Genomic DNA, 26,842 nt, shown 5'->3' with positions numbered 1-26,842 from the left:
ATATAAAGCAAAAGCAGTCTTTTCAGACTGCTTTGCTTTTACTTTATAGAATCTAGAATTTTTTAAAATTCAATGAATGTTGGCTTATTACCCACTGACACAGGAATAGTACACTGTGTTTGTGGAGATTTTGTACCGTCTCCTAATGTTGCTGTTACATATGCGTACTTAATGCCTTTTGTGGTGTATGTTACATCAATAGATGATCCCGAGGTACCTTCTTCTAGTTCAGGTGTTCCTGTCCAGGTGTATTCTGTTGGACTAAGGTTTCCAGGATTTGCTGTCCATGTAACAGTATCACCAACTCGCACTCCAGATGAAGGGTTAGGTGTACATGAGAGTGTTGAAGTTGCCAAAGTTACTACGGCTGTATCACTTTCAACTCCTCCCTGACCAGTACAGGTTAATCTAAATTCTGTTGCACTATAAATATTGCTTACTGTCGCAGTGTGTGTTCCATTAGTTGCTGTCTTATTACCAATCCATGTGCTATTTACAGGATTTGCTGATGCTGTACATGATGCAGCATTTGAAACTGTCCAAGATAAGGTTGTACTTCCTCCAGGGTTTACTGCATCAGGATTTGCAGTAAGAACTACAGTGGGTGGAGGTGTTGTTGTAGGATTTCCACCAGTAGTATCCACAATAACTGTTACGTCATCAGTTACTGTCTGGCCATTTGTCGTTGAGTCTCCAATACAACTAATTGTAAACGTTGTATTTGCTGTAAGCGGACTTGAAGTCTTTGTATATGAACCAGTTGAAGCACTTTCAGTACCCGATGTCCATCCACTGTTTGCAGGACTTGCAGTAGCAGTACATGAAGCAGCGTATACTGGACTGTATGTTAATGCCACTGTTTCTCCAGAAGTAACGGTAGTTTTACTTGCAATCAAAGTAACGTTTGGAGTATTTACTACCGGTGTAACTGATTTTTTATTCACAGTAACTAAAGCTGTTTTTTCTGCACTACCTCCAGGTCCAGTACATATAATTTTGAATGTAGTGGTTTTTGTAAGTGTAGGAACAACTTTACTATGCAATCCTGGTGTAGCGCTTGGGTTTGTATTTGAGTTCCAAGCTGTGGTTGCTGATGCATCTGGTGATGCTGAAGTAATAGAAGCTTCACAAGCTGTTGCGTTTGTTGAAGACCATGAAAGGTTTGTATTTTGTCCTTCAAGGATAGTTGTTGGATTTGCGGTAAATGTTACCACAGGCGATGGCGTGGGCTCAGTTTTAACGTTAACTGTTATAGTATCACTAGCACTACCACCTGGTCCCGTACAACTAATTGTGTAGGTTTTCTTTGTTGTAAGATTACCTGTCGTTTGTGTGCCTGACTTTGCTTTTGTTCCTGTCCATCCATTACTTGCAGTACATGTTGTAGCATTTGTTGATGACCACTTAAGTGTTGATGCAGTGTTGTAATCTACTGGATTTGGAGTAGCTGTGAGATTTACTGTTGGTTCAACAACTGGATTTCCAACAGTGATATCCATATAACCTTCTGTATACCCTCGAATACCTGTCTGACCGTTTGGGTTATCAGGCTGATGTTGGTTACCAATACGTGTATAGTTATCAATTCGGAAAGTTAGACGGTATACTCCTGGCTTTGATGGTGCAGTAAACTTGCTGTTTAAGTGAGTTGAAAAATCTTTTGAAGTCAGTGGGTAATCGTGATCAAAGTTCCAATCTGCAACGCCATTATACTTGAAGTACCATTGTTCTTTAGTTTGTCCCTGGAATGTAGCTGTGATTTTCACATGGGCAGGAGTATTGGCGCATGAAAGAAGTTTTACAGTACCAGCAAACTGAAACTGTTCACCTGGATCAATCTGATTCGCTGGTGTGTTAATGTTTGTTATTTGAGGACGAAAATTTCCTGGTTCACAGTGTGGTTGAGGTCCTGTATAGACTGTGGTCGCTTTATCGATAATACAGTTGATTGATTCACTTTTTGTAATAGTGAATGCAGCTGCATCTACCTCATGAGCATTTGCAAAGAAGAATCCCGTACCTATAAGAAGTGCCGCTAGAACATATACTGTTTTTTTAGCTCGTGATCGCATAAAAAGAATAACTGCTAATATAACCCCTAATCCAATAATCGTAAGCACTGCAGCAACTACCGCTGATGATGTACCTGATGAACTTCCATCTGATGACGCAGGCAATTTACTCATCTCATCATAATTAGCACTGAGAGAAGCTTTGTAGGTAGCCAATACATCGCTTCCTTTTACAACAGTTACTTCTGCTCGCATAGCTCGTGCATCTCGAGTTGCTGTAAGTGCTACGTCTTTCTCAGTTCCTGCAGAAAAATCATGTTCTGATGAATTCTCAGCAACAAGCTTATTGTGCTCATCATAGATCTTAACACCGAGGGTTGCATTCCCTGCCCCCACAGCTCGTGCAGTAAGTAAGTCATAAGGAGCACCTGCATAACTTACCTTGAGAGTAACAACATCATTTTTCTTAATATCTGATTTATCTGCAGATACCGTATCAATAGTTACTTGATTACCGGCTACAATGTATTGGAAATCTAGTGATGTCATTCGATTCGCTCCATCTTTATCAGGAAATTGAACCTGTCCCAAATAAACTCCTGCTTTATTATCAAACCGTGGAAGATCGAAAATCACTTCTCCTTTGGCTTTTGCAGCAATAATCATTCCTTCCTTTTTTAATACTGTAACTGGCTTAGTTGTAATTGATCGAGTATAAAATGATGCAGTAGGCATAATTGTTATTGACTCTGTTGTGTTGTTTACAAATCGAACTCGAACAAATGCACTTGTTGATGTTGCATATACAGTAGGTCCTATATCAGGCTGGAAAAACTTTCCATCTACAGATACAGTTGAACCAACAAAAGACAACACGGTACTACCTCCTGAGATTTCAATTTCTGTATCATTCCACCCAAGTGGAATACCAGAATCTAGATACGCTCGGGCTCGTAGGGCAATAGTTTCTTTTTGATTAAATGCTTTTGGCAATACGTAACTATAGGTAATTAATTTGTGCTGTTCATCAGCTTTCAAATATATTGGACCAAATGTCTTACTATCATATTCCTCTAATGGAAGCCCCGTTTCATCAAAAGCTCCAACTAAAGAAATTTTATATACAATATTTGGAACATCTTTAGGATACGCATTACTGATCACAAAACTCCCAGTGATAGTATCTCCTGCCTTAAGATCAGATTGATCTATAGAAAGATTTTGAATACTTACTTGTGGAAGCTGTGCTTCTTGGGCAGATACAGTACCGATTACACTTGAAAAAACAAATGTATAGATAAGGACAATAATAATAAAACCACGTGTATGCATAACTTTGAATAAGATTGGTAAAAAGTGTTGTACCTACTATTGTACAACACTTGAGACCGCTCTATGAGTATCGAGCAGTGGATAACTAATAGGTTATAGCTATCGCTCGTTCTACTTTTCTAGCTGAAACTGGAGCATTACAATCCAAATTGTGCCCCCGTGAAGCAATTTGTGTCTCACCAGTCTGGAGATTTTTTGTAACGGTCACATCAGCACAGTATGAATATACTGAATCAATAGAGCTCAGATTAGTATTCTTTAATGCTATTTTAAAATTACTAATAAATAATTCGGGTTCAGTACCAGCAATCCGGTTTACTACTATAGATTGATTTCCACAGCTAATCGATGTTGATCCATTATAAGAAAGAAACTTACTCTCACCTGGATTGTCCGGATTTTTTATATCCCAGAAACGAGCGCATTCTCCTCCAGTATCGGCAGCATAAAATGCAGCTTGTGATTGTTTGCTGAAATATGAAAGGACAATCTGTTTTTGAGAAAGGCTTGAGATAGAAACACCCACACCAAGAACAAGTCCTACGACGAGAAGGGCAAAAAATATTGTAAATCCTTTATTGTGTACGTTTTTCATAATTAATTCCCCCCCCAATTATTTAAGTGTTCAACAACAACTAACGGTATTTGCGAGAAAACCCCTCGCTCCCCAGATATGGTTACTACGATTGCTACTTCTGATACAGTACCTCCAGCATCTCCCGACGGTCGAAGTTCAACAGTTCGAATATAATTTGAATCGGTTGTCCCACTAGAATTATAACTATAGTATCCAGTTGAAGTATCATCGACAAATCTAAGTTTACATCTGTCTGATCCTCCAGTTTCAGAACATGGGGTAATACTATTATTAACAGTATCAACACGACAGGTTGTTCCCATACAATGACTGAGACCTGTAAACCATGCACGTCCTGCTACATAGTTTGAATCACGAATATTTCGAACATATTCAATTGCTTCACCAGCTAAATAATTTGCAATAACTTGTTCTTTAGAAAATTGATTTGTGGCTAAACTTCGTTGAACAAGGCCAGATACAGCGCCAATCACAAGGGCAAGCATGAGCACTGAAATTAATGCCTCAACGATAGTAAATCCTTTTTGTGATTGAAATGATGGTTTCATAAAAGACTAAAGATCCAATAAGCGCTGCGATACCAGCGACTGCAAATAAAAATATTTAATTGAACCAGCTCGTACTCCCGAATGTCCCTTAAGCCTGATAAGTACTTTAGGCTGTTCATTACTTGTATCTACATTAAAACTCAAGTTATCCACGATGATTTCACCTGTGTCCGGCGTAACATCGTTTTCACTTACTTCTATCCCCTCATCATCATATACATATCTAATGATCTTTTGTTCAGAAAAAAGATACTTTACTGTTCCAACACCACTTGATGGAATAAAAGTAATTCCCGCAGTACCATCACTTTGAGAATACCCTGTACCAACTCGAATTGCTTTTGTCATTCCTTCAATAGCAATGCTTAAGTTTGAGAATATAAGACTCTGAGATTGTGAAACTCTATTTGCATTTACAATACTAACAACGGCAGCAACACCCATTACCATAGCCACACTGAAGATTCCAATAGCAATAATCATCTCTACGAGAGTGAATCCTTTTGCTTTTGTGTGATTTTTTGAAATATAAGGCTTCATATATGTGTATATGGTTATTCAGATCTTACTGAAATTTGTCCTGATGCATCTATATATAAATAACGCTCTTCCCCTTCTGGAGATCTAAAGTTAATTTCTGCAGCATCATAATTCACCTGAGTATCATCTTCGGCGTTCGTGAGGTTGGCATTCACTCTAATTATTGCATCGGGATTTGGACGTGCAAAAACAATATCCATTTTACCACCTGATGCAATACATGTGCGCACGTTATCTACTATTCCACAGACATCGTCAATTATAAATCCAGTTGGGAGCGTATGAACAGCTACTTGAGTATCAGCACTACAACTTGGATCAACTGAAGAACAATACCCATTATCACGAATCGTTGTTCCTCCAATAGGTTTATCAGCAAATATTAAATATGAGTTATTTGCTAACTCAAGATTAAAATGAATTCCGTATCCTACATTAAAATCATTACTGCCTGGAACAACCTCTTGCACACCAATACCACTCGCTTGCACCTGCCGAATATCAAGAGCAGTATCATACATAAGATTTACAAATGCTTGTCGTTTACCAAAGTTTTTATAGTCAACAAGAGAAATTGATGTAAAGATTGTAAGAATAGCAATTACAACCATCATTTCCACGAGCGTAAAACCTTTTTGTAGTTGCTTATACTTCATTAATTATATACATAAATCCTTCCAAGCCTGGTAGTGAAAGACTGAAAAATAACACGATTAGAAATCCGAGAATGAGAAACGGTGCAAAAGGGATTTCAGACTTCATTGTAAGCTGTTCTGTATTTCTAGGCAATCGGATACGCTGTATAAGAATATACATAATACTTAATGGTGCTCCAATCCAAAACGAAAATATGATTGCTGATATGCCTCCAATGATTCCAAGCATCCAACCAATACCCAGTGCCAATTTTGCATCGCCCAAACCAATCCATCGCCCGCCAGATATTAGCCATAGAAATGCAAATGGAAATGCAGCAATTGGTCCTGCAGCTAGTGCCCAAATAGATGGCATATGGAAACCAGTAAATGGATCAATAGATGCATATACAAGTGCACACACTGCAAAAACGAATGCTAATCCATCTGGAATTATCTTATGGCGCATATCATACACAAAGATAACTACTAGTACAGAAATAACTATAAGCTCGAGGAGCATAGCTATCACAGAAAACTGATACGTCATTATATAAGCTGCATATCGTATATATATGTATAAAAACAGAAGGCCAGTTACTAATTCAACGAGCGGATACTGAATAGCTACTGAACTTTTGCATTTTGAACACTTACCCCGAAGAAAGATATAACTAAAAACGGGAACTAATTCATACCAACGCAATGTTTTCCCACATGAGAAACACTGAGACCTTCCCCCTATTCCCATTCCAGTATTATATCGATAAATAACAACGTTTAAGAAGCTACCAATTATAGTTCCTAAAAGAAAAAAGAAAATGCCAAATACAACATTCATTATGGACAAGAAATAGTTGCACCAGCTGTCCATGATGCCATACTTGAAGTTGTTGCTGACTTACCTGTGTAATCTACACAATAACTAATTTCATTGTTTGAAGGTAGTGCGGCTTTAACTGCCCAACCTGTATTTGTTGCACTACATGAGGGATTTGATCCTTCAGGAAAATTTGATGCTGCTACAAGGCTACTAAAGCCTGTACCGGTATCACTAAACATTCCGCTCATACAATCCGATGCAGATCCATACGCGCTATATGTTTCGTTGTATTTTTTTGCAGCATCAATCATTTTAACTAATTGCGCTTTTACTTTTTCATCATTATCTTTACTTTTTGCAGTACCAATTGATGCAAGAAGAACTGCAGCGAGAATTCCGATAACAGCAATAACAACCAGGAGTTCAACCAAAGTAAAGCCTTTTTTAAAATGTGTTTTCACCTTGTGTACAAATACTTAATAATGTATTCATTGTAACATAAAAAAAATAAATATTTACACAACAAAAAACCCCTCCACAAGGGATGGGGCTTTTTGAATAATTATTTAAACTAAATAATTATGATGCTGGACATACCACTGCTGCATCTGCGAGGAAACTTGTTCGTGTTCCTGCGGCACCAGTACTATCTACACAGTATGATGTTCCTGTGTTAAGAGGTACTTGCGCTGCCCATCCTCCTGCTGCGTCGTGACATGTTGCTACTGTAGCTGAAGGTACAGTTGAGTCAGTTAGAGTAACAGTTGTTCCTGACTTTGCATTACCTGCCGCTGTAACACTGTCTCCAATTACATTGGTTCCAGTTGCAGCACATACTCCTTCGTATGTTGCTGAAGTCTGACTGTCATAAAACAATTCAGCTTCTGCTCGTGCGTTAGCTAGGTTTGCTTTTACTGAAGCATCTGCTGCTTTTGTTCGCGCAGTGTTCAATGAGGCAAGAACCACAGCTGATAGAATACCGATGATTGCAATCACAACCAAAAGTTCAATCAATGTAAAACCTTTTTTAATATTCTTCATTTTTACTATTATTAATTAATTATACAAATCGACCTTACCGCGATGCGGATAAGTCGTAATGACTAATAGTAGTATTATATAGCGGACTCAACATAACTACGAGAGAAGTATGTGGATAAGTATTTTTCTTTTTTCTAAAAAAAATAATTTTGTAAGAAATTTTACAAAATTATTTTTTAAAAACTAGAATGAGTTTGCAAGATTGTATATCGGAACGAGTACGGATGCGAGAAGAATTCCAACTCCGAGACCAAGTGTCACAATCATCACTGGTTCAATAAGATCAACGAGTGTATCAACTGCTGTCATCACTTCACGTTGGTAAAACTTCGCAAGAGTTTTCAAAATATTTCCAAGTTCTCCAGTTTCCTCCCCCACCTTTACCATTTGAATAACAATTCCTGGAATTTCGTGATACGGCACTAGTGAGTCAGACAATGACTTTCCTCCCTTTACAGAATTTAAAGAATCTAAAATTATTCTTTTATAAGTTTCATTTCCAACTACAGACGCGGTGATCTCAAGAGACTTGATCATAGGAATTCCTGAGGTCAACATTGTATTCATGTTGTCGGTAATTCGTGAAAGGGCCAGTTTACGATATAGGTTTCCAATATACGGAATAGTGATTTTAAATTTATCCAATCCATCTTTACCTTGTGGAGTACGAATGTATCTAACAAAAAAGAATATTCCAATTGCAAGAGCAATGAGGAAATAAATTCCGAAGTTTACAAAAAAGTTTGAGATTCCGAGCACAACCTGAGTATAAATAGGAAGCTCTTGTCCTGATTCAACGAGAATTACACTAATTTTCGGAATAACCACAGTAAACATAAGCCCCATCACGGCAAAGAATGTAAATATAACGAATGCAGGATAGATCAATGCATTACGCGCTTTTGATGTAACTTCAAAACTTCTTTCCAAACTATCAGCAAGATACAAAAAGATTTCATTGAGACGACCTGATTCTTCTCCTGATCTCACCATGTTTACATAGAAGTCAGAAAATATCTTTGGATGCTTTTGCATTGCCTTAGATAGTGAACTACCCCCCTGAATATCATCTGCAATCTCAGTAAGACTTTTTCTAAGAATTGCATTTTCAACTTCAGAAGCGATAAGTCGAAAAACTCGAAGTGCAGAAACCTGCGCGTCAAAGAGAATGGCAAGCTGTCGAGAGAGAATAACAATCTCTTTATTGCTTACATGCTTGAAGATAACAACTCCACGTTGCAAAAATGATCCTGCTTCATCAGCAGATTTAATTTGTGAAATAACTAATCCACGTCGCTGAAGTGAACTAATAGCAATATCAATATTAACAGCTTCGATTGATCCATCGCGTTCTACTCCTGTTGTATCTAGTGCTTTATAATTAAATAACATTGCAAGAAAAAATAAAAAGAACTATTAAATCAATTTCTCAAGAACTTTAGTGTTGAGAGAATATCGATATGCATTCTCAATTGTAATCTCCCCTGCTCGTACGAGTTCTGCTAATGAACGATTGAGATCAATCATACCCTGCTGAGAACCTGTTTCAATTACAGTATTAATTTCATGAGTTCTGCCTTCACGGATAAGATTGGCAACTGCAGTATTGTTGATCAACAATTCGTATGCGGGAATAAGTCCTCCTGCAATTCGTGGAATAAGTCGCTGAGAAAAGATTCCTGCGAGTGATCCAGCAAGCTGAACTCGAATCTGATCCTGTTGATTTGCAGGAAAACTATCAATGATACGTTCAATGGTTTGTGCTGCATTGTTTGTGTGAAGCGTTGAGAAAACCATGTGACCTGTTTCCGCTGCCGTTACGGCTGTTGAAATGGTTTCTGGTCCTCGCATTTCACCAATAAGAACAACATTGATATCCTGTCGAAACATAGAGAGTAATGCAGTACTAAAATCTTTAGTATCAATTCGAACTTCTCGTTGATCTATAATTGCTCGCTTAGGAGTATAGAGATACTCAATTGGATCTTCAATAGTAAGTATGTGTTCCATTCGCTCTTGATTGATCATTTCAATCATAGCTGCAAGTGTTGTTGATTTTCCTTGTCCAACAGGACCCACACAAAGAAAGAAACCTTGAGACTTTTTAGTAAATGATTCAAGAATTGGTGGGAGATTGAGTTCTTCAAGCGTGCGAATATTGTGCGGAATAAGTCGAAGTGCAACTGCAGGCAACCCTTGTCGCATAAATGCATTACCTCGAAATCGTGATTCCATATGACTCCATGAAAAATCAACCTCATGATCACCCATGAAGAGCTTCTTATTTTCTGGTGAAATCATTAAATCTAAGATTCCAAAGATATCAGCTTTATTGAGCGGCTTAATATTTGAAATAGGCACAAGTTGACCTGACACACGAATAACGGGGCTTCGTCCTTCAGAAATATGAAGATCTGATGCACCTTCCTTTACGACTATCCCAATAATTTCATCTACGAATGTTTTGTAATCGCTATTCATATAATATATATCTTTATGCCTTATGATTTTTATATATCTCTTGTACGTTGCTGATAACTTCAGATGGAATTGTAGTTGCTTTTACTATATATCCACTCACTCCCAAACTCTTTGCTTTTTCAATGTCTGACGTATCACTTTGATTAGTAAGCATAATAATCGTTGTGGATTCAGCCAACTTTTGCTTCCGTATTTCGCTCAATAACTCGAGGCCATCCATTGCTGGCATAATAATATCGAGAAGGATAATATCAGGATGGTACCCATCTTGAAGTTTCTTCAAAGCTTCTTGAGAACTAAGCGCAGATGAAACATCAAATCCGCTTTTTCCAAACTTAAGCGCATACATATTAATAAGATAACTGTCATCATCAATCAGGAGAATTTTTGGTTGCTGAGTATCCATAGAGTAAGTATATCACGCTTATAAATTGCCTTAAAGCTTATTCACCTCTTCAAAGGGGATTTCTCCTTTAAAAGCCTTAAGCATGGCATCCTCACGCATTGTCATTACGCCTTTCTTTCGTAGTACCTTCATAAGATCAAGTTCTGTTGCACTGCTCAAAATAACTTTTTCTACTTCTTTATCAATTTCAAACATTTCAAATACAGCAGCTCGTCCTCGTGTTCCATTTGGACATTCCGGAGTTGGATCAATTTCACGAACAGAAGTTGGAATTGGTACTTCTTTTTTAAACTCATCGGGAAGATCTTCAAATTGTTTATCTATCATCATTCTTAGACTTCCTTCTACTGGTACCTCTTTACCACCTTTAGGACAAAGGGTTGCAGCAAGTCGTTGAGCAATAGCGAGGACCAACGTAGGAGCAATAAGAAATGGGTCAACACCCATGTCGATAAGTCGAGGGATAATACCTACAGCACTATTAGTGTGGATTGTAGAAAGCACCAAGTGACCAGTAAGTGCGGCTTGGATTGCCAACTGTGCTGTTTCTTTATCTCGGATCTCTCCCACCATGATTACGTTTGGATCTTGACGAAGTGTTGTACGCAATCCGTTTGCGAAAGTATACCCAATCTCAGGACGCACTTGTGACTGACTAATTCCATCTATGTTGTACTCAATCGGATCTTCTAGAGACAACACATTTTTTTGTTCTTTATCAACAAGGTTCAACATAGAATAGAGTGTCGTGGTTTTACCAGAACCAGTAGGACCAGAAATCAAAATAAGGCCATACGGCTTCTTAAGAGCATTCTTCATAAGTGCAAGATGACGTGGAGTAAGACCCATTTCATCAAAATTCTTTACACCTTTTTGTTGATCCAAGATTCGCATCACGATCTTTTCTCCATAATAGGTTGGAAATGTTGAAACTCGGAAGTCAATCTTTCGGCCTTCAATTTTTGCAGAAAAACGACCGTCTTGAGGTTTTCGTTTTTCATCGAGACGCATATTTGAAAGAATTTTAATACGTGCAGTGAGCGCAGAGTGTACTTTTGTTGGCAACACAAGACTTGTATTTAAAACACCGTCGACACGAAATCGCACACGAATAGTTTCGTGCATATGCTCAATGTGAATGTCGGATGCGTTTCCTTCAGTAGCATAACGTAAAATTGTTGCCACGATTTTTGTAACTGGAGCATCTTCAACAATTTTTGCTTCAATCTTTGGTGCCTTTGAAACGTCAATTTTATCTGCCTCACTTTCTTCTTCATCCTTCCCTGCTGCAGCCTGAATGTCAGTCTTTAACTCAGAATCAAGATCAGTAAGAGCTTTTGTCACTTCTGCTGACATGCCTTTATATTGAGCAATAACTTTTTCAAAATCTTCTTGTGTGATCAAAAAGACTTTGTAGGGCATATTTATTCGTGAAGAAATAAAATTCAATGCATCACGAGCTTCGATATTGTCTGGATCAACTACTCCAACTTCAAGCATTCCATCTTTTACTGCAAGTGGAACAAATTTGTAATGATTAGCAGATTCTTCAGGAATATATTCAAGAACACTCATTTTTACATCTTCCTGAATCATCTTTCGGGCAGGGATTTCGAGAATTGCACTTCGAGCCTTCAATATATCATCATCAGAAAAACCATGTCTTTTTAAAACAGTATCAAAAGTAGCTCCAGTACTATCCATTTCATGCTGAAGTATATCCGCATCTTCAGAGGATAGAATGTGTTTATCTACAAGTAATTGAAGCAATGACATACGTACAGCAATGGGTTATTATCGCCCACTTGTTGCTGGCTTTGTAGTAGTTTGTGATGTTGCACTTAGCGGTGCAAATGGATTATTTCGTCCAGCAGGCTGAGGAACTAGAGTTACAGTAAAATCTTGAAGCGATGTAAACGCAACATCATTAAACACTCCAGCATCAAGGCGAATTGAATCAATACGATCAAGTATTGCAAGAAGACTCTTATCAATAACATTTGAACTTGTTGATGTAGAGGTAGCTGTTGTAGTGTTATCAGCGGCATCAACTTCCTGTAAAGAAAACTTGTATACACCAAATACAGCAACAACAAAGAGTGCAAACAATGTCATCTTTCCTATGCTCCATGTGTGCTGTGTATTCATAGTTTTATTTTAACCAATAATTTTTAATAGTAATATTGTAATCATACAGGCCAGTTTCTGTTGCCTTGAAATTGATATCTGTTACATCAGTTAGTCTCAGATTTTTCTGAAGGTCCTCTAAAAATAGAAGGAAATTGTCATAGCTCATTGTTGTTGAAAACGATAAAGAGACAGATCCATAGGGCTTATTCTCACCTTTATCATCCCCTGGTTTTATACTCTTAACTGAAGCACCATACTTATTAACCATAGAATTAATATCAACAATAAGCTTTATGCTATCAATTCGATCGGGTAACAATTTTTGGAGACGGGCAACATTATTGTCATCAAAAGCATTATATTTTCGAGCCAAATCATCGCGTTTCAATCCCACCTGTTTTGCACGAGCGACAGCAGCCTCATACTGTTTTGTAGTATCTCGAAGAACGTTTAACTTTTCATATCCAGGCTTAACATATAAATAGAGCACAGCTCCGGCGATCAAAAGACAAATAATTGGTGTTAAGGCTTTCATATTATTGCTGTGGTGATGATGAAGCAGTGCTTGTACCTACTGATGTTGAAACATCTTCTACGGATGCTGCGGCCAAATCTTTAGCAAATTCTCGATATAATATTTCTTTTGATTCAACTGTTCCGGTAAAATCAAACATCACATTCCCAGACTTATCTAAGTTCAAATTTGTAAACTGAGGGCTCTTAAGCACTTTATTGTTTGCAGGTTTTGCAAATTCAGCTGCCTGGAGGGCAACAGATGAAAAGTTTTGTGCCTCACCTGCCATAGATACCACTACTTTTCCTGATTTAATTTCATATTTAAAACTACTAAATCGAACATTCTTTAATGTAGATGTCTCAAGAAAGTTGAAAAATACTGAGATCGCAAAGTGCTTGTTAAGTAATTCTTTGGCAGATTCAAGACGGACATCCATTCGAGAAAGTTCTGATACAAGTGCAGGCTCAAATTTCGCTAATTCTTTTTTAAGTTCTAACTTTAATTTTTCAGTATTACTTTCTGTATATTTTGTATAACCAAAAAGTGCTCCTGCTATTATTAGCACGGTGATTACTATAACTATAGAAATAACGGAGAAGAGATTTGTTGTGCGTCGAGGGGCTGCGCCTGGTGTAACAGGAGCAAGATTCTTCTTAGGAATAAATGATGTTTCGAATTTACCTTCCATTTGTTTTGTTATTGTAACACAGACGAGACCGCTTCTTGCAATAAGTTTTCCACTGTTTGCAAAATGAGTTATGAAAGTTCTTGAAGTTTTCGAAGAGCAACACCGAGAGCAACAGCAAATTCTGGACCAGTATGTTTTAATACTTCTTCCAAGAATGCCGGAGCTTCTGTTTTACCGAAAGGATCGCCTAATACAACAGAAGTTTGAAAATTTGATTCTGCTCGCTTTAATACGTTTTGCAATCGTGCTCCCCCGCCCACCATCACAACTTTAGAAATATCTTTATTAAATTTCTTTTGATATGACAATAATACGCGCTGAGCTTCTGAAAAAATATAATCAAGCGTCAGATTAACAACATCATCAACAGCTTTCTTTTTATCTGAATCAACGCGACTTAGATCTCGCTTTATGATTTCAGCTTCTTGAACAGGTATGTTTAAGGTCCTTGCGAGGCCTAGAGTAATATCCTGAGCTCCTCTACTAATTACATGTGAAGCTCGAATAATTCCACGTTCTACTATATATACTTTTGTTGTAGCCGCTCCTAGATCAACAATCATTTGAGTTGTTGTATCTTGATCAAGTACAGATCTAATTGTGCTAAAAATCTCAATTTCAAAAAAGCTTGTTTGAAGAGCTGAAGCTGTAACAATAGACTGATACCTTGCCAAGGTTTCATTATGAATTGCCACAATAAGCACATCTATCTTTTCTGTAGGCTGATTTGGACTATGTGGAGCTTCTTCGTTGAATTTTAATTCTTTATCGACTTGTCGTGGCACCAAAATCCAATCGAGCATTACTTCTGTGATAGGCACAGGAATATACTTTCGAGCTTCAATAGGAACCATTTGTGCCAATTGTTGATCTGATACAGCAGGCATTTCAATAAGTGAAATAAGACTTGCGCCGAATGGGATCGCAATACCGCTTGATTTTGAGGTCATTTTTGATTCGCGAATCACATCATTAAGTGCTTCACTTATCTTTTCTGGAGGAAGGTTTGTGGCACGTCCAATTTCCACATTACCATACGGCCCTAATGCAAGTTCACCATAGGTATCAAGAACCGCTTTGCCACCCTTTCGTGAAAGCTGCACAATTTTTATAGATGAAGAACCAATATCAATACCAATGACACTTGTTTCCTTTTTACCGAATAAGCTTGAAAAAAAAGACATAGTTAGAATGATTCTCTTAGAGATTTAGTATAGCACAGATAACGTTTCTTTAGATTTAATTTATGTGGTCTTTTCCACACTAGTATTATGCCTGTCCTAAAACTGTTCCATTATATTCTCAACTTGATCTTCCCTCAACCACAGCAGGAAGTATTAGACTGGAATACCTGCCAAAAGCCAGACATTCAATGTTCTTCTTATATATCCAGCCTGTTTATCTATAAAGATCCACAGGTCCAAAAAGCAATCTGGGATCTTAAATATAGAGGTAACAAACAAAGCGCTTATGTGTTTGGAGAGCTTATATATAGTACACTCTTGGAAAAACTCAGTGAGGAACATATTTTCACAGCATTAGAGAATCCAATTCTTATTCCCCTGCCGTTATCAAAGCAACGCAAAAAAGAACGTGGTTGGAATCAAAGTGCGTTACTCTGCAAAGCTATTATTCATTTCGACCTTGCTCATACACTAACCTATCAAGATAAAGTTTTGATAAAGGTCCGTCATACTAATCCTCAAACTAAATTGTCAAAAAAAGAACGCTTAGAAAACTTAAAAGACTGCTTTTGTATAAATTCTAACTATAAAGACTCTATTATAGGGAGAGATATTGTGCTTATTGATGATGTTACTACTACAGGTAGTACTATTTCTGAGGCTCGAAATGTATTACTAAAATGTGGAGTACGCAGTGTATTTGCCTATACAATAGCTCATTAATTATGCGGAGAGAGCGAGATTCGAACTCGCGGGCCCAATTAAGGGCCGACAGTTTAGTAAACTGTTGATTTAAACCACTCATCCATCTCTCCTGAGACTTCTATTCTACATGGATTTCCTTATTTTGGAAGTATTTAGAGTTCTTTTCTAGTCCTGATAAGACGTGCTGGATTTCCTGCCCATACTTCCCCCGGTCCCACATTTTTAGTAACTACCGCATAAGCACCAATAATTGCATGATGACCAATGGTATTAACTTGAGGTAAGATCACTGCATTCTCTCCAATAAATACATTATCTTCTATTACTAATGGCATTGGAATTTCTTTTGTAGTAGTTGCAATCAAATTTGGAGCATAGCCATCTTTTAATCCCTCATGCATATGAGTAAAGATTTTTACATTATGAGTGATAATGCAATATTTACCGACAGTTAGATCTCCACTACCATCAAGGCTTACATTTTTTCCCCATTTTATGCTTGGATCAAGAGTTATTTTCCCTCGTAGCTTACTGCGATATACAATAGCAGGTGATTTAACTTCAGAACTAAAGAGTTCTTTAATTTTTTGTAAAATACCCATAAAATGCGGAGACGGAGGGATTCGAACCCTCGAGGAGCTTTGACACCCCTGCCTCTTTAGCAAAGAGGTACGTTAGACCACTCTGACACGTCTCCAAACGCTTTGGCGTACAAGAAATCTAACACAAAACTTGATTTTAGCCCATATCCACGTAGGATATCTCTGGACCAACCTCGTACTGGAGATCTATGCGTTTAGCGTTCAATCTGATTCCCCTCGTTCTTGCTTGTGGGTGTACAACAAACCCCATCGGACAAGATGCACCAGCCCTGCAGCCAAGTGCCGAGGCAGGCACAAGCATCATCCTCGAGAACCGCACTCGCACGCAGCAAAATGTACGTGTCGGCACAACAGAGTATGAGCTCGCGCCTCTTCAAAACGTGCGAGCAACACTCCGATCAATTCCACCGGAGTACGTGGGTACCGATGAGACAGTAACCGTTCGACTCGTGGATGAAGGGCTTCCCCTTCCTCACTACGTTATCGATCGCCACAAACCCGCGCTGGATCCATGATCCTGTGCGGATTTTTTATATATAGTAAGATGTATATAACTCTATGAAAATCACCCGAGATGAATTACAACCAATGCTCGATTATATAAAGCAGTCATGGACCGGCGCACTTTTTCGATCAAACCTTCATCTTGCAGATGCAGCAGTAGATCCAAAAACAACACCAGGAGACAACGGTCGTTGGAATGTATTCATCCCAAAGAGTGAAAATGCTGGACGCGTCATGGATGTGCTTCGAAAACAAATGAGTGAAGCAAATCTCGGTCGAATAAATCTCTGTAATCTACCTGAAGATGGCGAGGTCCAAGATCATGGATTACTCTATTTACCAAAATCATATGTAGTACCCGGTGGACGATTTAATGAAATGTATGGCTGGGATTCTTATTTTATTATTGCAGGACTCTTACTTGATGGTGAAATAGAACTTGCAAAAAATATGGTTGATAATTTTATTTATCAAGTTATTTATTATGGAAAAATCCTAAACGCCAACAGAACCTATTATTTAAGCCGTTCCAATCCACCATTTTTGAGCAGAATGGTTCTTGAAGTGTATGAGAAGACTGAAGATAAAGAATGGCTCGCAAGCACACTCTCAGCCCTAGAAGACACTTATAAGTTTTGGATGGAAGAACCGCACATAACTCCCGAAACTGGTCTTTCTCGCTATTATGATACTGGTAATGGCCCAGCACCTGAAGTAATTTCTAGTGAACGAGATGAAAAGGGTTTTACACACTATGACCGAATCTTAGATTACTTTTTAACCCATGATCATGATCGATATGATGTAAGTCTTTATTATGACAAAGAAAATCATCAATTAACTGATCTTTTTTATAAGGGCGATCGTACCATGCGAGAATCGGGCTTTGATCCATCTGATCGATTTGGTCCGTTTAACATTGATTGCATGTCATACAATCCTGTGTGTCTCAATTCCCTGCTGTATCAGTTTGAAAATGACATGATGCACATCCTAAAAATTCTCGGGCTTTCTGGTATTGATGTATGGCGAACACGAGCACTTACTCGTGCTGCTAAAATTCAAACAGTACTCTGGGATGAGCAGGATGGGCAGTTTTATGATTATCATAGTACTCAAAAAAAACTCAGAAAATATTTATTTACCACAACGTTTTACCCTATGTGGGTAGGAGTTGCAACAAAAGAGCAAGCAGCTCGATTGGTAAAGTCTCTTCCACTCTTTGAACGTGATGGAGGGTTACTTTGCAGCAATAATGAAAGCGGAATGCAGTGGGATATGCCTTTTGGCTGGGCACCTTTAAACATGGTAGCAATTGAAGGGTTACGAAAATATGGATATAACGAAGAGGCAGATCGACTTAGTGAGAAATTCATCTCTATGTGTCTCAAAAACTTTACACTCTACGGTACTCTTGTAGAAAAATATGATGTAATTTCAAGTTCATCTCAGCTCCACGGTATTGATTATGGGTATAGTACCAATGAAATAGGTTTTGGATGGACCAATGGAACTATTCTGAGACTTCTCTCAGCATTACAGAAGAAAAACTAACCAAACAAAAACCCCTTCAACATATGGTTGAAGGGGTTTTGTTTAAAATAGATACTATTCGCAACCAATGCAAATTCCTTCTTCAGCTGGATCTGTTGGAGCATAGATCTGTCCTCGAGAAACAACCTGTGATGGTTCCTGTGCTGATGAAATTGGGTCTGTTTGCATAAAAGTGATACTAATTACTAATTTAATACTGATGTGCTAACCAGTATATCATACGATTATAGACGTGGGATTGAGGGCAATACTTTCTGTTGATAAAATTCCACAACTAAGGCTTTAAACTTGGCAATGTCATCTGTATTTTCAATCTTTATATCAGCTTGCGCTCCTATTTTGGGAATATCCGTTTCTGTTGAAATCAGTTCATCTTGAACAAATTCTTCAAAAGAAGTTGTGGCCTCTCCAACCTTCTCTTTTCGCTTCACCGTTCGATCATAACGAGTCTTACTATCAGCAGTAATATATACAAGAAAATTACATGGGAATGATCTAACCATTTCAAGATCACTCATCCATCGCACAGCATCAAATACCACAATATCTGCATCCATCTGCTCAATCCTCGTGCGTAGTGCATTGGTAAGCGTCCCCTTACCAAAACCTTCATCCATAACAATAGCTACATGCTGCAAATTGTGCCGAGTTTTAGGCAAATGCCACATATCAAGTGTCTCTCCTAATATATCTGAGGATCTTACGCGTTTAATTCGGTAGTCATTGGTACAGTGCTGCAAGCATTCTGCAAACGTGTCTTTGCCACTACCCTTTTCTCCGACCAGGCCAATAAAGATTTTCATGATAGTATTCTGCCATGACTCATGAGAAATTCAAAAAACTCATCTGGGATTATTATGCCGCCAACAAGCGCATTTTTCCATGGCGCACAACCACAGATCCCTACGCTATTTTGGTTTCAGAAATAATGCTTCAACAAACCCAGACAGAACGAGTTATTCCAAAATACACAGCATGGCTTGAAGTATTTCCCACAGCAGAAGTGCTTGCAAAAGCTCCATTACAGCAAGTTCTTACCTATTGGCAAGGCTTGGGTTACAACAGACGAGCATTAGCATTGCAGCGTGCAGCACAAACTGTTGTACAAAAGTATTCTAAAAAATTCCCAACTACGTATGCAGAACTATTAGATTTACCTGGCATTGGGCCATACACTGCCGGTGCAGTCCTAGCATTCGCATTTAATAAAGCTCATCCAATTATAGAAACCAACATTCGGACAGTGTACATTCATGAATTTTTCTCCAAAGAGCATGGTGAGATTCACGACTCAGAAATTTTAGAGTTAGTTAGAAAAACTTTAGATCAAAAAAACCCCAGAGATTGGTACTATGCACTCATGGACTATGGTGTGATGCTCAAAAAGGCTCATGGTAATGCAAATAAACGCAGCAAGCACTATACGAAACAATCTAAATTTATTGGCTCTAATCGGCAAATACGAGCTGCTATTGTTCGAGCTATTACAAAAAGCCCTCAGACAGAAAAAAGTCTTATAAAGCAACTAGAACTAGAAAATATCAGTACTACTCCTGAGATCATAGATAAAAATTTGCTGAAGCTTTGTGATGAAGGCTTTATTGTAAAACAAGGTCAAAAATTTGGTATACTCTAGGGGCAATGGAACTCACGACACCGATTGAGAAAGCCTTCCGAACATTAGATATCCAAAAGAAAGCACTTCAACGACTTGGTCTTAAGACTATTGAAGATTTGCTCTACTATTTCCCCACCCGCTATTCTGAAGCTGGAGATGTTAAAAATATTTCTAATTTGGTTAAAGGAGAAACAGCTTCTATTTATGCAAAAATTACAGGGGTAGAATTAAAAAAAGGTTTTCGTTCTAAGATCCCCATGGCCAAAGCTACGCTTGAAGATGCGACAGGAACTATGGGAGTAGTGTGGTTTCACCAAGCATATATTGCCAAGATGATTCCCGAAGGATCATATGCTCGCTTTACAGGAAAAGTAAGTGAACGAAAAACAGGAGGCTTCTATCTTTCAAATCCTGAATATGAATTTACCGATAAGCCTCCAGCAGTTGCAGGCACTTCCCTTTTTGGCGAATCACACGAGCAAGGTGGTCTCTACCCTGTATATCCTGAAACTCAGGGAATTACTTCACGATGGATCTTTCATGCTATTCAAAAAGTATTTTCTGCAAATAGTTTAGATTCATGTGAAGATCCAATTCCACAAGAAATTCTAGAAAAATATAAATTACCTGGATTAAAGACTGCGCTTATCTGGATTCACACTCCCCGCAAATTGAGTGACTCTGAAGCAGCACGAAAACGTTTTGCTTTTGAAGAAGTGTTTATGATCCAGCTCTTAAAACAAAAAGATAGACTCGAGAACGAAAATAATCCTGCATTTATTATCGAAAAAGAGTATTCTGATTTAGAAAAGTTCACTTCACGTTTTCCGTTTAAAGAAACCGAAGCACAAGCAAAAGCCATCTCACAAATCATCGATGATTTTAAATCAGGTCATCCTATGTCACGACTTCTTGAAGGAGATGTGGGATCTGGAAAAACAGCAGTGGCAGCAACTACCACTTATGCAGCAGTAACCACTCGTCCAAAGGGACAAGTTTTCGGGACTCTTCAAGTTGCCTACATGTGCCCTACTGAAATCTTGGCCAAACAACATTTCGAATCATTTATTAAATATTTTTATCATTTAGGAATTAGTATTGGACTCATCACTTCATCTGGTTGCAAAAAGTTTCCTTCAAAAGTAAATCCTGAAGGATGGACCGACATTTCTCGCACCCAACTTTTGAAATGGGTAGCCAATGGTGAAATTCCCATTCTTATTGGAACGCATTCTCTTATTCAAAAAGCCGTGCAGTTTAAGCATCTGTCATATGTAATCATTGATGAGCAACACAGATTTGGTACCAAGCAACGACAAAAACTTGTAAACAAACAAGCCCAAATTCCACATCTGCTTTCAATGACTGCAACCCCTATTCCCCGCACGCTCGCTCTTACTGTCTTTGGTGATCTTGATTTAACGCTGCTTGATCAAATGCCGGTAGGACGAAAGCCAATAATTACTGATATTATTCCTCCAACAAAGCGTGCGCAAACGTACGAAAGGATTCGGGAAGAAATGAAAGCTGGCCGACAGCTTTATGTGATATGTCCGCGCATTGATGAGCCAGATCCATCAAAAGAATTTGCTGTCGAAGCAAAATCGGTAAAAGAAGAAGCAAAGCGACTTAAGAAAGAAGTCTTCCCTGAGTACAACATAGACATTTTGCATAGCAAGATGAAACCTGATGAGAAAGAAGATGTGATGCAAGATTTCTCTGACGGCAAAATACATATTCTTGTTGCCACATCGGTAGTTGAAGTGGGAGTAAATGTTCCTAATGCTACTATTATTATTATTGAAGGAGCAGAACGTTTTGGTCTTTCACAGCTGCACCAATTACGAGGTCGTGTTATTCGATCCAATCATCAGGCATACTGTTATGTCTTTTCTGAGACATCATCACAGAAATCAATGGACCGACTCAATGCATTAAAGACTGCAAAAAACGGATTTGAACTTTCTGAATTTGATCTTCAACTCCGCGGTGCCGGGCAGCTCTATGGTCGTAAGCAATGGGGTGTTTCTGACCTGGCGATGGAAGCAATGAAAAATCTGAAAATGGTAGAAGCAGCCCGTACCGAAGCTCGGACTCTTCTTGAACATGATCTTACGCTCTCCCACTACCCCATCTTAAAAAATAAAGTCGCACGACAAGATGACATCCACTTTGAATAACTAAAACCACTCACTAATTATTAGTAAGTGGTTTTAGTTTTAACTATTTAATGTTCCAGAGAATTTACTCAACAACAGTAAAGTGTGATGCACTCTTTGCACAAATAGTTGTGCCTGTTATGCAAACTTCAGCTGTATAATTTCCAGGAGAAAAAATCGCATCTTTGTTTGCACCTTGATTTAGATTGATGGTGTAAAATGGATTTGCAATATCAAACGGCGCATTTTTAATTGAGAGTACTGGTTCTGCTTCACATGGTGTAGTAATACATACTATGGCTGGTCGGATTTTAATATCTACTCGTGAGTATGGTGTTGCATTAGACATCATCCATGTAACCTTTTGTGTAGTTCCCATCTTCCATGTCTCTCCTCCCTTTGGGTAAGTCACCATTAGACTTGTTTGTGATGCTACTACAGTAAGAGGAACTTTTGCTGCACCGTATCCTGTGATACTTGCTTCAAGAATGTGAGTTCCCACAGGTACCTGATATTCTTCTTTTGGAAGTGTAACTGTCCATGTCTTTGATTCCCCTGCTGCAAATGTTTTTGTACTAAGCATCAAGATACAAAGTCGAACTGGCACTTGATCGTAATCACCAATTTTAAGAGCTGTCTCACACCCATTGGTAAACTCCATATTCTTTGGAGTTGATGCCATATTTTTTGCTGTAATAGTTACAACAATTGGTTCACCAGATACATATACAGATTTATCTGTAGTTGCACTAATAGAAAAATCTTTTGATACAACTGGTGGAGTTGGCATATCATCTGTACAACTTACAGCTTTAAGCTTTGCTCGAGTAAGAGGTCCAAAATATCCAGTTGCTGAAACTCCATTTGATTGCTGGAATTTTCGTACTGCTTCTTTGGTAAGTGATCCAAAATACCCTGTTGGATTAACATTTAAGAATCCTGCTGATTGTAGATACTGCTGTAATCGAAATACATATCCAGTTGGAACTTTATCTCGTGAACCTACGGTTAAATTTGAATCAATCCCAACGCACATTCGTCGCTCAAAATCCGGTAAAGGACTAAGGGCGTGAGCCGTAGAGCCTACTGAAAACAAGCTCATGAGTACGGCAATACCGGCAATGATAATAATATTGTTTTTCATATGCATATACTACGCAAGCCCGGCTTTCAGGTAACATTGATTAAAGCTTCTTTTTCCTATAGAATCAGCCTATTCCACCCTTAGCTCAGTTGGTTAGAGCACCGAGCTTATACCTCGGTGGTCCTTGGTTCGAATCCAAGAGGGTGGACATTTTTCAAAACAAAACCCTGCATCTCTGCAGGGTTTTGTTGTTCTTATACTTTAGCTATAACCTCTTCTTGTCTCTTTTTTAGATTGATTCCGTTTGCCACAAGGATCTGATCAAATTCTTCTCGTTCGATTGTTTCTGTTTCAATCAATCGTCGAGTGATTATCTCAAGCACATTTCTATGCTTCACGATAATCTCTTCTGCTTTCTTGTAAGCAGTGTTCATAATCAATGCTACTTCCTCATCAATCTGACTAGAGATTTTTTCCGAGTGAGTATGGTCTTCAACACCTCGTCCGAAGAGTGCTCGTCCTCCCTCTCCTTCAAGAGCAATAGGTCCAAGCTTCTCAGACATACCGTATCGAGTCACCATATCTCGTGCAAGTGCTGTTGATACTTGAAGATCGTTTGATGGACCTGTAGTTGTATCACCGTAGATCATCTTTTCTACAATGAATCCTCCAAGGGTCATTGCAATATCGTCGATGAATTCTTTTCGTGACTGCATTCGTCGATCTTCAAGTGGAAGCTTCAGGGTGTATCCCGCTGCTCGTCCTCGAGAGATGATAGAGATTTTGTGCACTGGGTCTGAGTGTTCGAGTACTGATGCTACGAGTGCATGTCCTGCTTCATGATATGCAGTGAGTTCTTTTTCTCGCTTGTTTAAGATATGACTCTTTCGTTCCGGTCCGAGCATAACTTTTTCGATAGATCGGATAAGATCGTATTGAGTGATCTTTGTTCGGTTTTCACGAGCTGCAAGGATAGCACCTTCGTTCATAAGTGAGTAGAGATCGGCTCCAGAAAATCCTGGAGTTCGTTCTGCAATCACTTCAAGATTTACATCTTCACCAAATGGTTTCTGGCGAGCATGAATTTTAAGAATTTCTAATCGGTCATGTCGGTCTGGCGGATCAATCATCACACGTCGGTCAAATCGTCCTGGTCGCAACAGCGCTGGGTCGAGCACGTCTGGTCGGTTGGTTGCGGCCATAACGATAACTTTTTCGTTTGGTTCGAATCCATCCATTTCAACGAGAATCTGGTTGAGTGTTTGTTCTCGTTCATCATTTCCTCCTCCTACTCCTGTTCCTCGAATTCGTCCTACGGCGTCAATTTCGTCGACGAAGATAATTGCAGGTGCAGCTTGTTTTGCGAGTTTGAAAAGATCTCGTACTCGTGAAGCTCCTACTCCCACAAACATTTCAACGAATTCAGAACCTGAGATTGAGAAGAATGCTACTTGAGCTTCCCCTGCCACTGCTCGAGCGAGCAATGTCTTACCAGTTCCAGGTGAACCCATCAAAAGAATACCTTTTGGAATTCGTGCACCAATCTCCAAGAACTTTTTTGGATTCTTTAAGAAGTCTACAATTTCTGCGAGTTCTTCTTTTGCTTCTTTAGCACCGGCAACATCCTTAAATGTCACTCGCTGCTTTTTATCATCTGGTGGGATAATTCGAGCCTTTGATTGTCCGAAGGTGAATGCTTGTACACCAGCTCCCTTCACTTGGCGAGTGATGAACCATGCAATCAAGATAACAATCAAGATTGGGAGAATAATCGGCGCAAGATTGAGAACCCAAAATGCTAAGCCGTTTGGATTTTCAACTTGAATAGCAACTTGTGAAAGCTGCTGCGGTGTAACTCCGTAGTTTACCAATGTGTCAGTAAGCGCAGTACCGTCTTCCTTCTTTGCTGTCTTTACTACCTCATTCTTAATATCGTAATGCGCGTTTACCGTATCACCATTTACCACAACTTTCGTTACCTTTCCTGACGTAATATCATTTGCCAACTGAGACAATGATATTTCTTCCGCCTTTCCTCGTCGTTCTGCTACTACTGAGTAGAGCAAGATCAACATGAAGAGGATAAACAGACCCGTCAACATATTCTTCAAAAACTGATTTCCCGACGGAGCCTTGGGCTTTTGAGGCGATCGCGGGCCTGGCGTTTGATTATTATTTCCGTTCATAGGTGATTATTATACATTAAAAAAGCTATCCCGTTACCGTATATATATGTATGGACGCATGAGCTCCCCTATACTTTCGGCCATGCTCTGTTATCATAATTATGTGAGCACACTCATCCACAACCGAAAAGTCCACTTTACCTACGAAATCCTCGAGCGCTTCGAGGCTGGTATTGTGCTATCTGGTCAGGAAGTGAAGTCACTTCGCAAGGGCCAAGGGTCACTTGAAGGCTCATATATCATCATTCGTGGTGGAGAAGCCTATATAATGCACATGCAAATCCCTCCATATCAGGTAGGAAATGTAGATGATTATGATCCTCTGCAAAACCGCAAATTGTTGCTTACACGCAATGAAATAGCCAAACTTGCAGGCCTCGTTAAAGGATTGACAATAGTGCCAATTACAGTGTATAATAAAGGACACAAGATTAAGGTTGAAATTGCAACAGTTCGAGGAAAGAAGCAGTTTGATAAACGCGAATCAATAAAGAAACGCGATACCGAACGTCAGATACGAAGAGAGTATAAAGATCGTTAGTCTTGTAAGCACTTTGAAAACTAAATACTTTGCGGCCAGTCGTTCACTGAAAGCTATTCACTTCCCTCTATATATGAGTGTGAGTGAATGTCTCCCAGGGGATGATCGGCCTAGACAAGAGTTTGTTTCTTATCTGCGCAATGTAGAGCACCGTTAACTCTTAAATCTGACGGAAACTTCAAGTGCAAAATCAGCACGAACAGCAGTTGCTTCGCCTTACGCAAGTAACTTCGCTTTCGCTCTCGCGTAAACCCCTTTAAACGGTAGCCAGACGACGCCACCTTAGTTTTTTCTCAACTTACTAAGTGTTGGTGGTATATCGTTGAGATAGATCTTTCACTCGTTCCGATGATTGATCGAAATAAAGGGACTCGGCAACGTGGGAATTTTGATTATCTTTTTACCCACTGCGTTTAAACCCACCTTCGGGTGGTTAAGATTCTCTATACATTGTAGACCCATTTAAGAACTTCTTTTGCACGCGGGTTCGATTCCCGCCATCTCCACTCGATTCGCCGCGCAAGAACGCAGGATCACTCGTGGCAAGCCACCTAAAACACTATTGTTAAAACAGTAGTGTTTTTTGTTACTGCGAATCGAGTGCCCTGAGCGACGAGTCTTCGAGGAGTCGAACGGGCTTTTCTGTGTTTATCTTTTCTTTATATCTGTTTCACCTTCCCTGTTTCATACTCCTCTCATGTACTACGTCTACATGATAAAAAACTCCTATAACAATTTATATATTGGAGTAACCGATGAACCACAAAGGAGATTAGCTGAGCACAACTCTGGGCGAGGTGCTTACTACACAAAATTTAAATCAGAATTCAAAATAGTGTTTCTTGAAACACATGCAACATTGGCCTCTGCTCGCAAAAGAGAAATTCAGATTAAAAAATGGCGAAGAGATAAGAAGGAGAAGCTAATAAGCATGTGGACATGATGGGAATCGAA

General features: G+C 38.9%; 26 protein-coding genes, 3 tRNA genes and 1 other RNA gene. 8 read left to right on the top strand and 22 right to left on the bottom strand.

The features are described 5' to 3' along the window. Positions 1-62: 62 nt before the first annotated feature. The 16 genes from V4519_01110 to pilM all read right to left on the bottom strand — a co-directional run bounded on the left by V4519_01110 (position 63) and on the right by pilM (position 14,935). Complete coding sequence (locus tag V4519_01110) at positions 63-3,344, bottom strand: hypothetical protein (GenBank protein ID MES2436587.1); 3,282 nt, start codon at positions 3,342-3,344, stop codon at positions 63-65. Between the two features lie 85 nt (positions 3,345-3,429). Then, positions 3,430-3,939, bottom strand: coding sequence for a hypothetical protein (locus tag V4519_01105; protein ID MES2436586.1), 510 nt, complete (start codon positions 3,937-3,939; stop codon positions 3,430-3,432). A gap of 2 nt (positions 3,940-3,941) precedes the next feature. After that, positions 3,942-4,490, bottom strand: coding sequence for a prepilin-type N-terminal cleavage/methylation domain-containing protein (locus V4519_01100; GenBank protein MES2436585.1), 549 nt, complete (start codon positions 4,488-4,490; stop codon positions 3,942-3,944). A gap of 6 nt (positions 4,491-4,496) precedes the next feature. After that, positions 4,497-5,030 (bottom strand): type II secretion system protein, encoded by a 534-nt coding sequence (locus tag V4519_01095; protein ID MES2436584.1) that lies wholly within the window; start codon positions 5,028-5,030, stop codon positions 4,497-4,499. 14 nt (positions 5,031-5,044) lie between these two features. Then, the gene (locus V4519_01090; GenBank protein MES2436583.1) at positions 5,045-5,686 is read right to left on the bottom strand and encodes a prepilin-type N-terminal cleavage/methylation domain-containing protein; all 642 of its coding nucleotides are present in this window, start codon (positions 5,684-5,686) and stop codon (positions 5,045-5,047) included. Continuing rightward, a complete protein-coding gene (locus V4519_01085) occupies positions 5,676-6,506 on the bottom strand; it encodes a prepilin peptidase (GenBank protein MES2436582.1) in 831 nt (276 codons plus the stop codon). The genes V4519_01090 and V4519_01085 overlap by 11 nt, the downstream gene beginning before the upstream one ends. Beyond that, positions 6,506-6,949 (bottom strand): type II secretion system protein, encoded by a 444-nt coding sequence (locus V4519_01080; protein ID MES2436581.1) that lies wholly within the window; start codon positions 6,947-6,949, stop codon positions 6,506-6,508. Before V4519_01080 ends, V4519_01085 begins: the two co-directional genes overlap by 1 nt. Before the next feature lie 118 nt (positions 6,950-7,067). Beyond that, the gene (locus V4519_01075; protein MES2436580.1) at positions 7,068-7,529 is read right to left on the bottom strand and encodes a type II secretion system protein; all 462 of its coding nucleotides are present in this window, start codon (positions 7,527-7,529) and stop codon (positions 7,068-7,070) included. A gap of 183 nt (positions 7,530-7,712) precedes the next feature. Further along, positions 7,713-8,921, bottom strand: coding sequence for a type II secretion system F family protein (locus V4519_01070; protein MES2436579.1), 1,209 nt, complete (start codon positions 8,919-8,921; stop codon positions 7,713-7,715). 24 nt (positions 8,922-8,945) lie between these two features. Further along, positions 8,946-10,010 carry a PilT/PilU family type 4a pilus ATPase gene (locus V4519_01065; protein ID MES2436578.1) on the bottom strand — a complete coding sequence of 355 codons (1,065 nt, stop codon included), beginning with the start codon at positions 10,008-10,010 and terminating at the stop codon, positions 8,946-8,948. Positions 10,011-10,023: 13 nt separating this feature from the next. Then, the gene (locus tag V4519_01060; GenBank protein ID MES2436577.1) at positions 10,024-10,416 is read right to left on the bottom strand and encodes a response regulator; all 393 of its coding nucleotides are present in this window, start codon (positions 10,414-10,416) and stop codon (positions 10,024-10,026) included. A 30-nt stretch (positions 10,417-10,446) separates the two neighbouring features. Beyond that, a complete protein-coding gene (locus V4519_01055; GenBank protein MES2436576.1) occupies positions 10,447-12,192 on the bottom strand; it encodes a GspE/PulE family protein in 1,746 nt (581 codons plus the stop codon). 18 nt (positions 12,193-12,210) lie between these two features. Continuing rightward, positions 12,211-12,564, bottom strand: coding sequence for a hypothetical protein (locus tag V4519_01050; protein MES2436575.1), 354 nt, complete (start codon positions 12,562-12,564; stop codon positions 12,211-12,213). A gap of 4 nt (positions 12,565-12,568) precedes the next feature. Then, on the bottom strand, positions 12,569-13,081 hold the full coding sequence (gene pilO, locus V4519_01045; protein MES2436574.1) for a type 4a pilus biogenesis protein PilO: 513 nt from the start codon (positions 13,079-13,081) through the stop codon (positions 12,569-12,571). Between the two features lies 1 nt (position 13,082). After that, complete coding sequence (locus tag V4519_01040; GenBank protein MES2436573.1) at positions 13,083-13,751, bottom strand: hypothetical protein; 669 nt, start codon at positions 13,749-13,751, stop codon at positions 13,083-13,085. Between the two features lie 68 nt (positions 13,752-13,819). After that, the gene (gene pilM, locus V4519_01035; GenBank protein MES2436572.1) at positions 13,820-14,935 is read right to left on the bottom strand and encodes a type IV pilus assembly protein PilM; all 1,116 of its coding nucleotides are present in this window, start codon (positions 14,933-14,935) and stop codon (positions 13,820-13,822) included. Positions 14,936-15,022: 87 nt separating this feature from the next. Here pilM and V4519_01030 point away from each other — a divergent pair, with 87 nt between their 5' ends. Next, complete coding sequence (locus V4519_01030; GenBank protein MES2436571.1) at positions 15,023-15,658, top strand: hypothetical protein; 636 nt, start codon at positions 15,023-15,025, stop codon at positions 15,656-15,658. A 5-nt stretch (positions 15,659-15,663) separates the two neighbouring features. Here V4519_01030 and V4519_01025 read toward each other — a convergent pair. From V4519_01025 to V4519_01015, 3 genes are all read right to left on the bottom strand, one after another. After that, positions 15,664-15,750 (bottom strand) — tRNA-Ser (locus V4519_01025). A 42-nt stretch (positions 15,751-15,792) separates the two neighbouring features. After that, the gene (locus V4519_01020; GenBank protein MES2436570.1) at positions 15,793-16,242 is read right to left on the bottom strand and encodes an acyltransferase; all 450 of its coding nucleotides are present in this window, start codon (positions 16,240-16,242) and stop codon (positions 15,793-15,795) included. 6 nt (positions 16,243-16,248) lie between these two features. Continuing rightward, positions 16,249-16,337 (bottom strand) — tRNA-Ser (locus V4519_01015). Positions 16,338-16,800: 463 nt separating this feature from the next. Between V4519_01015 and V4519_01010 the strand changes: the two genes are divergently transcribed. Further along, complete coding sequence (locus V4519_01010; protein MES2436569.1) at positions 16,801-18,300, top strand: trehalase family glycosidase; 1,500 nt, start codon at positions 16,801-16,803, stop codon at positions 18,298-18,300. Positions 18,301-18,524: 224 nt separating this feature from the next. Here V4519_01010 and V4519_01005 read toward each other — a convergent pair whose 3' ends face one another. Beyond that, positions 18,525-19,103: a hypothetical protein gene (locus tag V4519_01005; GenBank protein MES2436568.1), complete on the bottom strand. Its 579-nt coding sequence runs from the start codon at positions 19,101-19,103 to the stop codon at positions 18,525-18,527. Positions 19,104-19,117: 14 nt separating this feature from the next. On the opposite strand from V4519_01005, the gene V4519_01000 reads away from it, so the two are divergent. Both V4519_01000 and recG read left to right on the top strand, forming a co-directional pair. Continuing rightward, complete coding sequence (locus tag V4519_01000; GenBank protein ID MES2436567.1) at positions 19,118-19,936, top strand: A/G-specific adenine glycosylase; 819 nt, start codon at positions 19,118-19,120, stop codon at positions 19,934-19,936. A gap of 5 nt (positions 19,937-19,941) precedes the next feature. Continuing rightward, a complete protein-coding gene (gene recG, locus V4519_00995) occupies positions 19,942-22,098 on the top strand; it encodes an ATP-dependent DNA helicase RecG (GenBank protein ID MES2436566.1) in 2,157 nt (718 codons plus the stop codon). Between the two features lie 64 nt (positions 22,099-22,162). Here the strand turns inward: recG and V4519_00990 are convergent, their stop codons facing one another. After that, complete coding sequence (locus V4519_00990) at positions 22,163-23,221, bottom strand: peptidoglycan-binding domain-containing protein (protein MES2436565.1); 1,059 nt, start codon at positions 23,219-23,221, stop codon at positions 22,163-22,165. Between the two features lie 74 nt (positions 23,222-23,295). On the opposite strand from V4519_00990, the gene V4519_00985 reads away from it, so the two are divergent. Beyond that, a tRNA-Ile gene (locus V4519_00985) sits at positions 23,296-23,369 on the top strand. Positions 23,370-23,415: 46 nt separating this feature from the next. On the opposite strand, the gene ftsH is transcribed toward V4519_00985, so the two are convergent. Beyond that, positions 23,416-25,347: an ATP-dependent zinc metalloprotease FtsH gene (gene ftsH, locus V4519_00980; GenBank protein MES2436564.1), complete on the bottom strand. Its 1,932-nt coding sequence runs from the start codon at positions 25,345-25,347 to the stop codon at positions 23,416-23,418. Positions 25,348-25,405: 58 nt separating this feature from the next. Here ftsH and smpB point away from each other — a divergent pair, with 58 nt between their 5' ends. The 3 genes from smpB to V4519_00965 all read left to right on the top strand — a co-directional run bounded on the left by smpB (position 25,406) and on the right by V4519_00965 (position 26,831). Then, complete coding sequence (gene smpB, locus V4519_00975; GenBank protein MES2436563.1) at positions 25,406-25,888, top strand: SsrA-binding protein SmpB; 483 nt, start codon at positions 25,406-25,408, stop codon at positions 25,886-25,888. Positions 25,889-25,985: 97 nt separating this feature from the next. Beyond that, positions 25,986-26,397, top strand: a transfer-messenger RNA (tmRNA) gene (gene ssrA, locus V4519_00970). Between the two features lie 188 nt (positions 26,398-26,585). After that, the gene (locus V4519_00965; GenBank protein MES2436562.1) at positions 26,586-26,831 is read left to right on the top strand and encodes a GIY-YIG nuclease family protein; all 246 of its coding nucleotides are present in this window, start codon (positions 26,586-26,588) and stop codon (positions 26,829-26,831) included. Positions 26,832-26,842: the final 11 nt, after the last annotated feature.

Source organism: Patescibacteria group bacterium (genome assembly GCA_040387855.1).
GTDB lineage: Bacteria > Patescibacteriota > Minisyncoccia > Phycocordibacterales > JAKAEA01 > JAZKCY01.
The sequence above is the reverse complement of the archived record's forward strand: the minus strand, read 5'-3'. Positions and strand labels throughout refer to the sequence as shown.

Excerpts from the sequence above, each read along its gene's own strand:
- V4519_01110 (MES2436587.1), bottom strand. The coding sequence starts at position 3,344 with ATGCATACACGTGGTTTTATTATTATTGTCCTTATCTATACATTTGTT.
- V4519_01105 (MES2436586.1), bottom strand. The coding sequence starts at position 3,939 with ATGAAAAACGTACACAATAAAGGATTTACAATATTTTTTGCCCTTCTC.
- V4519_01100 (MES2436585.1), bottom strand. The coding sequence starts at position 4,490 with ATGAAACCATCATTTCAATCACAAAAAGGATTTACTATCGTTGAGGCA.
- V4519_01095 (MES2436584.1), bottom strand. The coding sequence starts at position 5,030 with ATGAAGCCTTATATTTCAAAAAATCACACAAAAGCAAAAGGATTCACT.
- V4519_01090 (MES2436583.1), bottom strand. The coding sequence starts at position 5,686 with ATGAAGTATAAGCAACTACAAAAAGGTTTTACGCTCGTGGAAATGATG.
- V4519_01085 (MES2436582.1), bottom strand. The coding sequence starts at position 6,506 with ATGAATGTTGTATTTGGCATTTTCTTTTTTCTTTTAGGAACTATAATT.
- V4519_01075 (MES2436580.1), bottom strand. The coding sequence starts at position 7,529 with ATGAAGAATATTAAAAAAGGTTTTACATTGATTGAACTTTTGGTTGTG.
- V4519_01070 (MES2436579.1), bottom strand. The coding sequence starts at position 8,921 with ATGTTATTTAATTATAAAGCACTAGATACAACAGGAGTAGAACGCGAT.
- V4519_01065 (MES2436578.1), bottom strand. The coding sequence starts at position 10,010 with ATGAATAGCGATTACAAAACATTCGTAGATGAAATTATTGGGATAGTC.
- V4519_01060 (MES2436577.1), bottom strand. The coding sequence starts at position 10,416 with ATGGATACTCAGCAACCAAAAATTCTCCTGATTGATGATGACAGTTAT.
- V4519_01055 (MES2436576.1), bottom strand. The coding sequence starts at position 12,192 with ATGTCATTGCTTCAATTACTTGTAGATAAACACATTCTATCCTCTGAA.
- V4519_01050 (MES2436575.1), bottom strand. The coding sequence starts at position 12,564 with ATGAATACACAGCACACATGGAGCATAGGAAAGATGACATTGTTTGCA.
- pilO (MES2436574.1), bottom strand. The coding sequence starts at position 13,081 with ATGAAAGCCTTAACACCAATTATTTGTCTTTTGATCGCCGGAGCTGTG.
- V4519_01040 (MES2436573.1), bottom strand. The coding sequence starts at position 13,751 with ATGGAAGGTAAATTCGAAACATCATTTATTCCTAAGAAGAATCTTGCT.
- pilM (MES2436572.1), bottom strand. The coding sequence starts at position 14,935 with ATGTCTTTTTTTTCAAGCTTATTCGGTAAAAAGGAAACAAGTGTCATT.
- V4519_01030 (MES2436571.1), top strand. The coding sequence starts at position 15,023 with ATGCCTGTCCTAAAACTGTTCCATTATATTCTCAACTTGATCTTCCCT.
- V4519_01020 (MES2436570.1), bottom strand. The coding sequence starts at position 16,242 with ATGGGTATTTTACAAAAAATTAAAGAACTCTTTAGTTCTGAAGTTAAA.
- V4519_01010 (MES2436569.1), top strand. The coding sequence starts at position 16,801 with ATGAAAATCACCCGAGATGAATTACAACCAATGCTCGATTATATAAAG.
- V4519_01005 (MES2436568.1), bottom strand. The coding sequence starts at position 19,103 with ATGAAAATCTTTATTGGCCTGGTCGGAGAAAAGGGTAGTGGCAAAGAC.
- V4519_01000 (MES2436567.1), top strand. The coding sequence starts at position 19,118 with ATGACTCATGAGAAATTCAAAAAACTCATCTGGGATTATTATGCCGCC.
- recG (MES2436566.1), top strand. The coding sequence starts at position 19,942 with ATGGAACTCACGACACCGATTGAGAAAGCCTTCCGAACATTAGATATC.
- V4519_00990 (MES2436565.1), bottom strand. The coding sequence starts at position 23,221 with ATGAAAAACAATATTATTATCATTGCCGGTATTGCCGTACTCATGAGC.
- ftsH (MES2436564.1), bottom strand. The coding sequence starts at position 25,347 with ATGAACGGAAATAATAATCAAACGCCAGGCCCGCGATCGCCTCAAAAG.
- smpB (MES2436563.1), top strand. The coding sequence starts at position 25,406 with ATGAGCTCCCCTATACTTTCGGCCATGCTCTGTTATCATAATTATGTG.
- V4519_00965 (MES2436562.1), top strand. The coding sequence starts at position 26,586 with ATGTACTACGTCTACATGATAAAAAACTCCTATAACAATTTATATATT.